Source organism: Phascolarctobacterium faecium DSM 14760 (assembly GCF_003269275.1).
Taxonomy (GTDB): Bacteria; Bacillota; Negativicutes; order Acidaminococcales; family Acidaminococcaceae; genus Phascolarctobacterium; species Phascolarctobacterium faecium.
In genome coordinates, this window is sequence record NZ_QLTS01000001.1 from 760,405 (window position 1) to 773,606 (window position 13,202).

At 43.0% G+C, this 13,202-nt stretch carries 12 protein-coding genes; all 12 read right to left on the bottom strand.

Annotation, left to right across the window (positions count from 1 at the left end):
• Positions 1-210: 210 nt before the first annotated feature.
• A complete protein-coding gene (locus C8D73_RS03680) occupies positions 211-1,467 on the bottom strand; it encodes a glutamate-5-semialdehyde dehydrogenase (RefSeq protein ID WP_113077324.1) in 1,257 nt (418 codons plus the stop codon).
• 12 nt (positions 1,468-1,479) lie between these two features.
• Positions 1,480-2,613, bottom strand: coding sequence for a glutamate 5-kinase (gene proB / locus C8D73_RS03685; protein ID WP_021717287.1), 1,134 nt, complete (start codon positions 2,611-2,613; stop codon positions 1,480-1,482).
• Positions 2,614-2,638: 25 nt separating this feature from the next.
• The gene (gene obgE, locus C8D73_RS03690; protein ID WP_021717286.1) at positions 2,639-3,910 is read right to left on the bottom strand and encodes a GTPase ObgE; all 1,272 of its coding nucleotides are present in this window, start codon (positions 3,908-3,910) and stop codon (positions 2,639-2,641) included.
• A gap of 121 nt (positions 3,911-4,031) precedes the next feature.
• Positions 4,032-4,586: a GDSL-type esterase/lipase family protein gene (locus C8D73_RS03695; protein ID WP_113077325.1), complete on the bottom strand. Its 555-nt coding sequence runs from the start codon at positions 4,584-4,586 to the stop codon at positions 4,032-4,034.
• A 335-nt stretch (positions 4,587-4,921) separates the two neighbouring features.
• Positions 4,922-5,524: a hypothetical protein gene (locus C8D73_RS03700; RefSeq protein ID WP_146739217.1), complete on the bottom strand. Its 603-nt coding sequence runs from the start codon at positions 5,522-5,524 to the stop codon at positions 4,922-4,924.
• 83 nt (positions 5,525-5,607) lie between these two features.
• Positions 5,608-6,147: a DUF4125 family protein gene (locus C8D73_RS03705; RefSeq protein WP_021717283.1), complete on the bottom strand. Its 540-nt coding sequence runs from the start codon at positions 6,145-6,147 to the stop codon at positions 5,608-5,610.
• 5 nt (positions 6,148-6,152) lie between these two features.
• On the bottom strand, positions 6,153-6,704 hold the full coding sequence (locus tag C8D73_RS03710; protein ID WP_113077327.1) for a DUF4125 family protein: 552 nt from the start codon (positions 6,702-6,704) through the stop codon (positions 6,153-6,155).
• Positions 6,697-7,362 (bottom strand): SGNH/GDSL hydrolase family protein, encoded by a 666-nt coding sequence (locus C8D73_RS03715; protein ID WP_113077328.1) that lies wholly within the window; start codon positions 7,360-7,362, stop codon positions 6,697-6,699. Before C8D73_RS03715 ends, C8D73_RS03710 begins: the two co-directional genes overlap by 8 nt.
• Before the next feature lie 55 nt (positions 7,363-7,417).
• Positions 7,418-8,725 carry an MFS transporter gene (locus C8D73_RS03720; RefSeq protein WP_113077380.1) on the bottom strand — a complete coding sequence of 436 codons (1,308 nt, stop codon included), beginning with the start codon at positions 8,723-8,725 and terminating at the stop codon, positions 7,418-7,420.
• Between the two features lie 145 nt (positions 8,726-8,870).
• Complete coding sequence (gene hpdC, locus C8D73_RS03725; RefSeq protein WP_021717279.1) at positions 8,871-9,134, bottom strand: 4-hydroxyphenylacetate decarboxylase small subunit; 264 nt, start codon at positions 9,132-9,134, stop codon at positions 8,871-8,873.
• A 6-nt stretch (positions 9,135-9,140) separates the two neighbouring features.
• Positions 9,141-11,855, bottom strand: coding sequence for a 4-hydroxyphenylacetate decarboxylase large subunit (hpdB, locus tag C8D73_RS03730; RefSeq protein WP_113077329.1), 2,715 nt, complete (start codon positions 11,853-11,855; stop codon positions 9,141-9,143).
• A gap of 274 nt (positions 11,856-12,129) precedes the next feature.
• The gene (hpdA, locus tag C8D73_RS03735; RefSeq protein WP_113077330.1) at positions 12,130-13,110 is read right to left on the bottom strand and encodes a 4-hydroxyphenylacetate decarboxylase activase; all 981 of its coding nucleotides are present in this window, start codon (positions 13,108-13,110) and stop codon (positions 12,130-12,132) included.
• Positions 13,111-13,202 lie beyond the last annotated feature (92 nt).

Genomic DNA, 13,202 nt, shown 5'->3' on the forward strand with positions numbered 1-13,202 from the left:
ATCCCTCTTTACTTTCGTAAAATTAACAATTCTTATCAGCTCGTACTATGTTTAAAATTATAACTTATTCCATTCTTTTGGTCAAAACCTATGATAACGAAATTCTGTGTTTTTTTAATGACATTTTTTGCAAAAAGTATGACAAAAAAGTGATTTCTAAAAACAGAAAAAGCAGTCTGCGCTGGGCGCAGGCTGCTTTTAGTTTAAAAATCAACCACGTATTTGTCCGTCGCCGCTGATAAGATATTTGCTGCTGGTTAGCTCCGGCAAAGCCATTGGTCCGCGTGCATGCAGTTTTTGTGTACTGATGCCAATTTCAGCGCCGAACCCGAATTCAAAGCCGTCTGTAAAACGTGTTGAAGCATTAACATAAACTGCAGCAGCATCGACACGCTGCTGGAACGTGCGGGCATGGTTATAGTCACTGGTGACGATACATTCAGAATGTTTAGTCCCATATTTAGCAATATGTGCAAGAGCCTCTTCCAATCCGCTTACTATTTTTACTGATAAACGCAGATCTCCGTACTCTGTGGCCCAATCTGCTTCTGTAGCTGCCTGGATTCGTTTATCAAAAGCCTGCGTCTTACCACAGCCGATAATAGTGACGCCGGCGGCAAAATATTCTGTCAGCATCTGCGGCAAAAATTCAGCAGCAGCGTCTTCATGCACCAGTAATGTTTCCATAGCATTGCAAACTGCCGGACGCTGTACTTTAGCATTGATCGCAATCGCACGCGCCATATCATAGTCTGCACCTGCATCCACATAAGTATGACAGACACCGATGCCTGTTTCGATGACAGGAACCGTTGCATTCTGTACCACTGCCTGAATAAGTCCAGCACCGCCGCGGGGAATAACTACGTCGACCAGTCCGTTCATTTTTATTAAATCAGTTACTGCCTGACGATCACTACTGTCAACGAACTGTATTGCTCCAGCAGGGATACCTGCCGACTCTGCCGCTTGCGTCAGTATGCCGGCAATGACAATATTAGACTGCAGCGCTTCGCTGCCGCCCTTCAAAATAACCGCATTACCTGATTTTACGCACAAACCGATCGCATCAGCCGTAACATTCGGCCTGGCTTCATAAATAATCCCGATCACGCCAAGAGGAACACGTACCTTAGTCACAGTTAAACCGTTAGGCAGCCTGCGCCCGTCTAAAACGTTACCGACAGGATCTTCAAGCTGCGCTACCTGACGCAGACCTTCAGCCATAGCGTTGATACGTACCTGGGAAAGCGCCAATCTGTCTAACATCGATTCTTTCATATTATTAGCACGGCCGGCTTCCATGTCTTTGGCATTAGCCGCCAAAATTTTCGCAGCCCCTGCTTCAAGCGCGTCTGCCATCGCCAACAGAGCTTTATTTTTGATCACGGTAGAAGTTACTGCCAGTTCACCGGCCGCACGATGTGCCGCTTCGGCTTTAGTACGCACCATTTCATAAGTTGTCATGTCAGATACCTCCTAACCTAAAATAACCAGATCATCACGATGAATAACCTCATCGTAATTTTTATGGCCTATTTTATCTTCTATTTCCGAAGTTTTTGCACCTTTGATCTGCTCCAGCTCGGCTGAAGAATAGTGACTTAACCCGCGGGCCAGTTCGTGCCCTGCCATATCGACAACGCTGACGGTATTTCCCGCTTCAAACTGTCCTTCAACTGCCGTGATTCCTGCCGGTAAAATACTGCAGCCGCCGGCTTTACGCACGGCCTTAGCACAGCCTTCGTCAATAACAAGTTTGCCCATGATACGGGCGCCAAAAGCCAGCCAGCGTTTACGAAACTGCAGCCTGTTTTCTTTCGAAACAAAAACTGTACCTATATTTTCACCTTGCAAAATACGGGCTATGGCATATTTTTCATCACCGCGGGCAATTGCCAGATGGATACCTGAACTGGTAGCGGCTTTAGCCGCCTGGATCTTGGTAAACATCCCTCCTGTACCCAAACTGCTGCCAACACCACCGGCACTGGCCTCAATTTCAGGAGTAATATCACTGACGATACTCACCAGTTTCGCATCGGGATGTGTCTGTGGGTTTGCGGTATATAATCCGTCCACATCAGAAAGGATAACAACCAGATCAGCATCGACGATACCGGCAACCAGAGCCGACATATTGTCATTATCGCCTATTTTCAATTCATCTAAAGCTACAACGTCATTTTCATTGACAATAGGAATTACCCGGTTTTTCAGCAGCTCCATAAAGGTGTTGCGGGAATTTGTATAGCGGTGCCTGTCCAAAGATTCTGTTTTAGTAAGCAGCACCTGCGCTACGATCTGTCCATATTCGGCAAAAAGCTTCTCATAGGTGTGCATTAAAATACCCTGCCCCACAGCAGCAGCAGCCTGCTTGCCGGGAATAGTCTTTGGTTTTTCGGACAGGCCCAGACGGTCTACCCCTACAGCAACGGCACCGGAAGTAACAAGGATCATTTCTTTACCCTGATTCTGTAAGTCGGCAAGTTCCCGGGCCAGTCGGTCTATCTGTTCAAAATTACGTTTACCGTTAGCGTAAGTTATGGTACTGGTACCAACTTTCACTACGATACGTTTAGCTTCTTTAAGTGCAGAGCGGTCAAAAGTCATCCAGCTCAATCCCCTCGTTAAAATCTTAGTATTCTTTGAATTCAAATACCATATCGCGGATACGTACGGTTTGACCTTCCTGAATACCTTTTTCTTTTAAAGCCGCATCAATCCCCAGGCTTTTCCAAATCAGCTGGAAACGATACAAAGCTTCGTCATTATCAAAATTGGTCATAGCTACCAAACGCTCGATATTTTTCCCTTTTACTTCAAAATCAGCATCCGCACAAGCGGTGATCTCAAAACTGTCCGGGTCTATTTCATCCATAATGATATTCTCTTCTTCGTCCGGTTCCGGTTCAAAGTTCTGCAGCATCTCATAAGCCTTATACATCAGTTCCTGCAGACCTTCGCCGGTAGCCGCCGAAGCCTTAACGATTTCATAGCCTTTAGCTTCAACATATTCTTTAACACGCTGGAAATTTTCCTGGCCTTCCGGCAAATCCATTTTGTTGGCAACTACCAGCTGCTTGCGGCGTCCTAACCGTTCGCTGTATTGAGACAGCTCAAAATTGATTTTTTCAAAATCCTCAATAGGATCACGTCCGTCGGTACCGGAAACATCCAAAACATGCAGCAGTACTTTTGTACGTTCTACATGACGCAGAAAGTCGTGACCCAAGCCAACACCTTCATGCGCTCCCTCGATAAGTCCGGGAATATCAGCAAGAACAAAGCTGCGTTCAGCATCGATACGCACCACTCCTAAAACAGGGGTCAATGTAGTAAAATGATAAGCGGCAATTTCAGGTCTTGCAGCCGAAACCTGTGCAATGATACTGGATTTACCGACACTCGGATAACCTACCAGGCCAACGTCAGCCAGAAGCTTCAACTCCAGCTTTATCCAGCGCAGCTCGCCCGGTTCACCTTTTTCTGCAAAAGTCGGTGCTCTGTTGGTACTTGTAACATAGCAGGCATTACCTTTACCACCACGGCCGCCTTTAGCAATAACATATTCCTGTCCGTCCTCAGTCAAATCAGCCAGGCGCACACCGGTAGCATCATCGCGCACTAAAGTTCCAAGAGGTACTTTTACGATAACATCATCGGCACGTGGTCCTGTACAGTTGGAATTACCGCCGTGTCCGCCACGTTTGGCAACAAATTTTCTTTTGTAACGAAAATCAATTAAAGTATTGAGATTTTTATCAGCTTTTAAAATCACGTCGCCGCCACGACCGCCATTGCCACCGTTCGGGCCGCCTTTTTCAACAAATTTTTCGCGTCTGAAGCTGCTGCGTCCGTCACCGCCGGCACCTGCTTCGACATATATTCTCGCTCGATCAATAAACATGATATTCTCCTCTATCTTCAATAATTAAATATTCAGCATAAATGTCTCGTTAAATTTAACGCCTGCCTACTTATCTATTTCCTTATTATAATACAAAAAGGCCAGTGAAAGCAAAGTTTCTTTATTTACTATTATCTTTTTCCAGCCAGGTTCTAAGCAGCGGAGCAGCATATGTTCCCATCGCCCTGTAAACGGCTGCCGTCGGGTGTACGCCATCCAGATAAGCATCCTTCAGTTCTGCAGCAGTCAGTCCAACAGCAGGCTGCAGATCCAGCAGCAATGTCCGCTCTGCAAAACGTGCGCTTATTACATCCCGCAGCGGTAAAATATATTCGTTTAACCTGCTTTCCGCCGTTACAAGCGGCAAAACAATACCCAAATCAAAGTTTTTACTCTGACAATATCTCAAGGTTTTATCCAAATCTTCCAGAATAAATTTCTGCGGACGCATTTGAATGATATCATTAGCTCCTCCCAGAAACAAAATATGTTTAATATGAGCCGGCAAAGGCATTGTTTTCAGGCGGGATAAAATATCGTCTGTACAATCCCCGCATACTCCATAATTCAAGAATTTATCTCCGGTGAGTTTTTCAGCTTCGGCAAGCCACGATATACGCGGGCCAAAAGGGAAACCATAAATCAAAGAATCACCAAAACATGCCACTGTCTGCATTTTTCCACCACCTGCCAATTCTTAATGGCATTTTATCAAGACTTCTCGTAAAAAGCAAAATAATTTTTTGAGGTTTAGCTTGAAAAACTTTTAGTCCTAATATAATTATGTAATTATATTAAACAGATTATGTAATCATTGTAAGATGCAAACCCTATTGCAATAATGTATTATATAGACAAGGCAAAAGCATTTAATGCAATTACCTCCTCCCTTCTCTCTCAATTATTTTCATCCTTTCAACCTCAAAAAGCGGTTGCGACTACGGTGGTGCGAGTCGCAGCTGTTTTTTGGTTTTATAAATAAAAGGTTCCGTACTTAACGTACGGAACCTTTTATTTATTTTGTGCATTGGTATTTACCAGTATAGCATCTTTAAACTGTAAATTTTTGACAGTCGTTTCTAAAAATGTTTTTTCGTCCGCTGTCAAAGCCCGTTCTTTACTCATTATCATCAGATAAATCAAATTACCGTTCTTAAGGGTGGCATAAATCTGTCCGTCATATTTCTGCCCTACGCTGTCAGCTATATAGCTGCTGAATTTAATAAAATACATCTTCCCATTCTGCAGCTCACCTGCGACTACCGGCTCCTGCCAACCGCTGTTTTGCAGATTTTCCGCAAAATAGTCCTTCATCACTCCGCCAGGTCTATAATTCAGGTCGGGCAATTCTTTTGTCAATTTACTGCTTTCCACCATAACATGCATTGTCATCGATTTATTAACAGGGTCACTTATTGAAAGCTGCGCGACCTGAACCCCAAGTTCGTCATTTGGATCGGTCGGCCTTTCCACAACTGTTACTGCATACTGTTCAGGCAAGCTGACAGTACAACCACCATCAGTCACTTCATATGTTCTTTCAGCAGCGCAGGCAACCCCTATTGAAAATATAAAAATCAAACTCATCGATAATAAAATTTTCCGCAGCATCATACCACTCCGTTCTTAAGTGTTCTGTTTACCATTATAACAGAAAGTAAGGTTCTTTGTATAAACAAAAAACCTTACTGAAAACTTTATTTTAATGAATCTTCCACATCACGCAATCTTCCCTTACCAATATTCTGATACAGATTATCATAACGTTCTTCTGCTAAATTTCGTCCTTCTTCCATAGCTTTTTTTATATCTTCAAAATACGAATTTACTGCAGCAGGTGACCATGTCTGCAATTCACATAACGCATACTTTCTAAAAAGTTCCGCATTAGCCCGTTCTCTTTTAACAGCATGTGGATATTTAAAGGCTAATTCATTCATCCACTTTTCTTCTATATCAACGATCCTTTCGATCTGTGGATTGTCCCGCAGGGTTGGTATCTGATCACCAATCAAAGCATATTTTTCAGTCATAACATTACGTCCGTCTTTTTTCGCTGTTTCCAAATCGCACAGCCACAAAGCAACTGTTTTATCCGATAAAACAGAATATGTCATACGGCGCATTTCCTTAAATGCAGGTATGGTATTAGCAGGAACAGCTTCTTCCGCATTGACACTCATAAACATTTCGGTCTCCAAATCAATGATCCGCTGCATGATCTCATTTCTCTGCATATTTTTCACTCCTTTACGGCAGCACGCTTTTGTGCTAAAGCTTCAACTTCCTCCAAATCTTTAAATCCTAAATTACCATACAGATATTGGTAACGTTCTTCAACTAAATTACGTTTTTGTGTCGCGGCTAAAAAGATATCACGATAATATAAATTTAAAGTTGCATCAGAATACGTTTCCAATTCGCAAACTGCGTATGTAGTAAAGCCGCCTTCAACAGCTATTGTCAAAGGATATTTTTTATGTACTTCAGAAAGCCATTTTCTTTCGATATCTACTATTTTGTAAATCAGTTCATTTTCATTTAACGATGGTATCAAATTTTCCATACGGGCATATTTTTCTGTCATTAAGTTACGCCCTGCCGCCGCTGCCGTTTCCAGGTCCTGTAAATACGATGTCAGTGTATCAGCCGCTAAAACCGAATGGCTCATTTCACGCATCAGATAAAAAGTTTTCAGCATTTCCTGGCAATCAGCTGGTTCACTGGCTTTAACAGCGATAAACATCGCTGCTTCACGGGCGATAATCTTTTCCAAAAGCTGTTTTCTATCCATTTACAACACCGTCCTCAAATAAGCTTATCTGCTGCAGTAACAATCGTGCCAGTAAATTTGCCGCTTCTCTGGTAGGATGGATACCATCACTGCCAAAAATACATTTCCCATCCAGACTTTTTATCCTGTCATACCAGTCCAGTAGATTAACGCTTTTACCAAGCATTAATCTTGTCAGCAGGTTATTATACAGAACGATCTTTTTTTCTAAACCTGCATGTTTTAACAGATGGACTTTCTCTACAGGAGGATTATTGATAACAATCACTTTGCTCCCTCTGCTCTTGGCAAAATTTAGAAAAAGCTGCAGATTATTTTTATATTCATCAGGCGTTACCCAAGGGTCACGACCGTATTGTTCAGAGTAAAGCGGCCAGATTTTTCTTCCTTCCGCCGGCCATAAATCTACCAGACCCAATTGTAATATCGTATAATCCGGGCGTAAAAATTCTATTTCATTGGCCTCGCCTTTTATAAGACTTAAACTTGTATTAGCATGGCGGCAGCGATTTACCAGACATACATCCTCGGTAAAATTTGCGCTGAGCATTCTGCGCAGCTGCTCGGGATATGTTCCTGCGTAATCGAGTTCTACATTAAAGCTGTTTTTTGCATATCGCGGTAAACCGTAGCTGTCGCCAATTACCAATACTTTCATATTTCCAGCCCCTAAACAAATATTTTCTAAATACAGTACTGTTTTAAAATCTTATTTATTCTGTATAGTCTTCGTTTTCTTCTAAAACTACACCCTGTTGATCAGGCACTTTTATTTTCAGCGGTAAAATAAAAGCTATAATCGCCGAAAGAACAAAAGAACAGAGAGCAAATTTGATAGAAGCAATAAAGTTACCAGTAGTATCGGCAAGATATCCGCCCATAAAGCTGCCCAGCGCCGGTCCTATACCCATAACAATCAGGGTGGCAAGCCCCCACAATTTGCCCAGACTGACGCGCCCATAGATAGCACCGGCATAACCAACGACGCCACCCGGTTCAATTGCCCAATAAACTGCAAACAGTACGCAGATCAAAGCACCCAAAGTGGTAGACTGCGGTCCCATTGTCATAAGCAGCAAACAAGCTACTGCGCCTACAGCCGGGCCGAAAATAAGCATTGTTTTTCTGGCTTTGATCTCATTTTTCATCGCTACAACTAATTTATCAGATACGATACCCAAAAGCGGCATCGTAAAGATACCGGCGATACCAATGATGATATAAAGGTTAGTTGCATTATCTAAAGTCATTTTCAAATCTTTGGTCCAATAAGTAACGACCTGAGTCCAAATCAAAAATTCAGCAACCATACTGGTCAAAAATGCCAGAATCGAACCCCAAATCGGAAACGTGCTAAAAGCCTCTCCAATTTTCCAGGGATACTCTTGTTGGGCTGCCGTGCCTTTAGCAGGTGGAACTTCGCCAAAAGCATGTAAGCCATACTGTTCCGGGTTCTTTTTTGCCAGTAATGCTGCCAGTAAAAGTGCTACGAGCGAAATCCAACCCAAAATTGTCATTGCATCACGCCATTGTCCTGCATTTTCGACCAGCATCGGTTTCACGCCCAAACTGAGTACAATCTGCGCCATTGGGGCACCGGCAAAAGCAATACCCCACATTTTGGCATAATATTTTCCAACGAACCATTTACGAATGGAAATGGTAGATGATACCCACAGCATACCTGTTCCGATACCGGCAAAAATAGCATAAGCCGCATAATAAGAATATAAAGATTCAACCTTCGCTGTCAGATAAAAACCCAGCATACAAAAAACTGCGGCAATAGTATAAACAGGTTTTGTACCCCATTTATCCAAAATCATACCGCTAAAGAACGCTGTAATGGCATAAATGCTCATCATCAGCGAATAGCCTAACGATACCTGTGCCCCGGTCCAACCCATCGTCTGCGACATTGGCCCGGCCAGGATAGCAAAAGTAGAGCGGTAACCAAACAGGCAAAATACTGCCAGCCACGCAGCAACGACTACAAAATAAGAGGTTTTTTTCGCATCCATATAAACCATCCCTTCGTCTCACAAATCTATAAAAGATTATGAGTTAATAGTAATTACAAATTTCAGCTCCATTTTGAAAAGAGGCGGATGCAGGCTCCTGCATCCGCCAACTTACTTTAGTTAAGGAGGAAGTATTGTAATAGACTTATTTACTTGTAAACTGTTCGCAATATACGGCTTTCAAATCACCGTAAGTCCAGTCTTTTTTCTTAAAGCCATCGCAGATACCAATGTTGTTTTCGTCAGCTTCTATAAAGCATTTGCAGCATTTACATTTAGCAATAGGCGTAAACATCGGACAGGTTTCGCTGTCAATAAGGATAATACTGTCGTTATTGGCATGGCAGATACCTTTAGCAACGTCAATAGGGGTAAAATTACGGCAATCAGCATGATTATTTTTAGCCATTGTGACTCACACTCCTTCGTATTCGGTTCTTGCAACAACTTCGTCCTGGATCGGTTTACCGATTTCTACCCAGTATTGAGTAAAGCCGGCTACACGTACCAACAAATCACGATAGTTATTAGGATGTTTTTGAGCATCTTTCAAAACTTTAGAATCGACGATATTAAATTGAATATGGAAGCCGCCTTTTCTCATGTAAGAACGGGTCAGATCCAACAATTTCTTAGAACCTTCGATACCTTTTACTGCATTCGGATGCAGTTTCAGGTTCATCTGTGAGTTTTGAGATCTGCTGTGATCCCAGCAAGTAGCGGATTCAAATAATGCATAGGCACCATTGCGGTCAGTACCAGGATATGCAGACATAGAAGCGTCAGCAAAAGTAGTACCGGAAAGACGCCCGTCAGCAGATGCAAGTGTTGCTGCACCTTGCGGAGCATGGGTAGATACAGACATCTGGCAAACATAGAACGGCTTAGCGTACAAGGATTCATATTTATCGCCGCAGCCACAGTACCAGTCTTCAAATTCAGCCAGAATTCCATCGACTTCAGGAATATCGTTGCCATATTTAAAGGATCTCAGGCAATCTGCGTGGATCTGATCGTAACGTCCGTCATCATCATCACGTTTTTCCTGAGCTTCAAGCGAGAAGCTGCCGATTTCATCAGCATTTTTGAAGCCAAAGTTATTAATAAGCGCATCTGTAAGTTCTTCCAGAGTATATTTCTTATCTTCAAACACCAATTTTTTAATATTGTACAAAGAATTGACCATATTGATAGTGCCAGTGTCTTCAATGTTATAAGTAGCATTGTAGCGGTAGCCCATATTGCCAATATGCTGGCCTTTTGCCAGGCAGTCAGGTTTCAGGAAGGAATTTACCAGCGACATGTTATGTTTACGCCATACATCATGCTGAATATTATTGGTAGTTACAAGGCAATCGATGACGATATCATAATATTCAAGGAATTGTTCATACAATTCTTCATAAGTTTTAAATGTTTTGTTATGAGGTGGCAGAACCTGCAAATCAATACGTCTGTCATAGCCATTGGTAAGAACCATTTCCAAAACTTTCGGATTGGAAATAAAATGTACACCTACGGAAGTCGGCTGGCCTGCGCCGCCCGGGATCCAATATTTCTTGCCATTCAATTCCAGTTCTTTCCAAATACCAGGCGAAGTTTCCAAACATCCGCCGATCGAGAAGGCACGGGCATCTTCCAGGTTCATACCTTCCGGCCCGTAATTTTTCATGATAAATTCGATACCGCCGCGATTATTCATCCAGGCCGGATAACCGGTACCGCTCTTTTCGCACTCTACAGCTTTCAACAGAAATTCTTCCGGCAATTTATCATCATACAGTACTGACAGTGTCGGTTGTGTGGTCTGACAAGTCATACCAGCTTCCAGCAGTAGCATTTCCAGTCTGTTGGCAGCCGGCTGACCGTCACGGGTCAAACCTCCCAGGCAGACATTATTGAAAGTATTGCCGGAAAGTACGCCGCCAACAACACCCATTGAAGCAAAACAATCAATACAGGTCATTTTTACACGGTAGCATTCTAAAAGTTCCAATACCTCAGCTTCAGTGATACGTCCGGCTTCCATATCCTGCTCAAACCATGGCCATAATACCTGTCCAATACGTCCGGGCGACATACCTGAAATAGCATCTTCATTAACAGAAGCCATATGGACCATATAAATCATTTGCAGAGCCTCACGGAAATTACGTGGTTGTTTATGAGCGATATGCTCCATGATCTCAGCTATCTCTTCATATTCTTTCTTTTGTTTAGCATTTTTCTCAGTTGCAGCCAAACGTTTGGCTTCATCAGCATAATGCAGATGCCATGTTTGGATACCTTCCAAAACAAGTTTGACCGCTTCGTAGAAATACAGCCTGCTCATACCGATAATGCCATCACCGTCAGGACGTCCTGCAGTTTCTGCAATACCTTCTTCACACATTTTGATCAAACCGTCATAACCATATTGCAGCGGATAGAAATAATTGATTACTTCACGGCCCTGCGGCAGTGTATAGCCGGAATCAAACATACAAATCAGGCTGCGCATAACAGCTTCTTTAATCGGATATTCCGGAACCATTTGTTCATAACGATGACCGACATCATCCACAGATTTGCCAACCCACTCACGAGCCAGTTTAGTTAAAACACGAACTTCGTCTTTGCGGATACCATATTTACCGGCAATGGAAACAACGTTACCAAAACTTTCAGTTACGTTGCCGCCACCAGCGCCATAAGCACTGACCTGGTCAGCACTGGCAGAACCGGAAGCTAAAGCGGCCTGGTACAGTTCGTCTTCCTTCGCCATAAAGAATCCTTCAGATAACCACGGCATCGGGAAAGAACCACGATAGTACTGGGTCTTAGCACCAACAAGCAACTCACCTGGATAAATACTGGGAGTCAAATGCTCGAAGCCCGCCTTTAATGCTCTGCCGCGGCGCACTTCCATAATGTCACCCTCATTAGCCTGAAATACACGGTTATACCAATAGGGAAATTCGCAGGTTACAGAAGACAATGTCTGCAGATAAATATCTTTCAACTTAGCAGCTCTTTCTGTAGCCCCTTCTTTTACTTCGCGGTCAACCATCTCTTTCGGCGCTTCACCGCCAGCTTGGAGATTCAAGGACATACCTTGCTCTTCCAATACGTCAACGAGTTTTCTTGCCATAATAAATCCTCCTTTTTTACATAAAATTCACTATAAGACCTGCAGCATTTTTAGAAGCAGTCATCCATTCAGTATTCACGCTTGCTGCATCCTTAGGTTGCCTTAAGTGTACTATGCGAAAAATCTTAAGTATTGAGCCGCCAGTAGGAGTTATAAGTCTGAAAAAATCAAACGCTGCTACACCTCAGGTACTAGCAGGTCCTAAACACAAAAACAGCGGCAGCACACTGGTCCAAGCAAAACCAATGCGCTGCCGCTGTTTTATTGAGGAATTTTAAAATGGGGTGTCAGAACCAACATAGGCTTTGATGCCTAAATCAAGCAGCACCTTCTGCAAAGCTTCTAATTTTTCAGGAGGCGTAGCTTCATACATACTGTAAGGATAAACCATACCACAAGACTTCCATTTTGAATCGCCAAGACGATGGAATGGCAGAAGATTGAATTCCGTTAAACCAACACTGTGCATAAACTCTGCAATGGCCGCCATATTTTCTTTACTGTCATTAAAGCCTTCGATAACAGGCGATCTCAAGACCAGTCTTCCCGGCCAATCTGATTGTGCCAATGCCGCGATATTTGCTAAAATAAGTTCATTTGGAACTCCGGTTTTCTCTTTATGCTTATCAGAATCCATATGCTTCAGATCATTAAATGCAAAATCAACATATTTCATAGTTGTCAAATAGGTTTCCTGAGGGAAAAATCCGCTCGTTTCAATCGCTGTATGGATATAAGCATTACGGCACTCCTTCAGTACCGCCTGCAAAAAATCTTTTTGATACATAGGATCGCCGCCGCTGAAAGTAGCCCCACCTTTACCAGACCAGTAATGCCTGTCACGGTCAAAAATTTTCATCAGTTCGGAAACCTTCATATCTCTGGAAGCCGGGACAAAAGCTTCCTGTAAACAAGCATCCACACATTCATGACTTTCACAATGTCTGCACTTTTCCCAGTCTATTGCCAGGGGTATTTCTTTTTCATCGCTGATAGAGATTGCCTGATGCGGGCATTTTGGGATGCACCGGGTACAGTCTTGAGTCCTGTTGATGCATTTCATTACCCTAAATAAAGTCCGTACACGATTCTCTAAACCTTCCGGATTCGCACACCATTCGCAGCGCAGCGGACATCCTGATAAAAATACCAGCGTACGGCAACCGGGACCGTCATGTACAGAATAAGACTGGATATCAAAAATACGACCTGACAAATCCTGTTGAACACCTATAGGGGATAATGATCTTGCCATAAAAATCTTCCTCTCTGCCAAAAGCTTTGCGTATCATTACTTTCTGTTTCGATTGTACAATATTTTCCAGCTGACTTCTTGAGCCTTAGGCC

What these genes read in the sequence shown, in the direction of transcription:
- hpdB (WP_113077329.1), bottom strand. Translation starts at nt 11,855, where the DNA reads ATGGCAAGAAAACTCGTTGACGTATTGGAAGAGCAAGGTATGTCCTTG.
- C8D73_RS03710 (WP_113077327.1), bottom strand. Translation starts at nt 6,704, where the DNA reads ATGGATAGAAAACAGCTTTTGGAAAAGATTATCGCCCGTGAAGCAGCG.
- C8D73_RS03700 (WP_146739217.1), bottom strand. Translation starts at nt 5,524, where the DNA reads ATGATGCTGCGGAAAATTTTATTATCGATGAGTTTGATTTTTATATTT.
- C8D73_RS03695 (WP_113077325.1), bottom strand. Translation starts at nt 4,586, where the DNA reads ATGCAGACAGTGGCATGTTTTGGTGATTCTTTGATTTATGGTTTCCCT.
- hpdC (WP_021717279.1), bottom strand. Translation starts at nt 9,134, where the DNA reads ATGGCTAAAAATAATCATGCTGATTGCCGTAATTTTACCCCTATTGAC.
- C8D73_RS03715 (WP_113077328.1), bottom strand. Translation starts at nt 7,362, where the DNA reads ATGAAAGTATTGGTAATTGGCGACAGCTACGGTTTACCGCGATATGCA.
- obgE (WP_021717286.1), bottom strand. Translation starts at nt 3,910, where the DNA reads ATGTTTATTGATCGAGCGAGAATATATGTCGAAGCAGGTGCCGGCGGT.
- hpdA (WP_113077330.1), bottom strand. Translation starts at nt 13,110, where the DNA reads ATGGCAAGATCATTATCCCCTATAGGTGTTCAACAGGATTTGTCAGGT.
- C8D73_RS03720 (WP_113077380.1), bottom strand. Translation starts at nt 8,725, where the DNA reads ATGGATGCGAAAAAAACCTCTTATTTTGTAGTCGTTGCTGCGTGGCTG.
- C8D73_RS03680 (WP_113077324.1), bottom strand. Translation starts at nt 1,467, where the DNA reads ATGACAACTTATGAAATGGTGCGTACTAAAGCCGAAGCGGCACATCGT.
- proB (WP_021717287.1), bottom strand. Translation starts at nt 2,613, where the DNA reads ATGACTTTTGACCGCTCTGCACTTAAAGAAGCTAAACGTATCGTAGTG.
- C8D73_RS03705 (WP_021717283.1), bottom strand. Translation starts at nt 6,147, where the DNA reads ATGCAGAGAAATGAGATCATGCAGCGGATCATTGATTTGGAGACCGAA.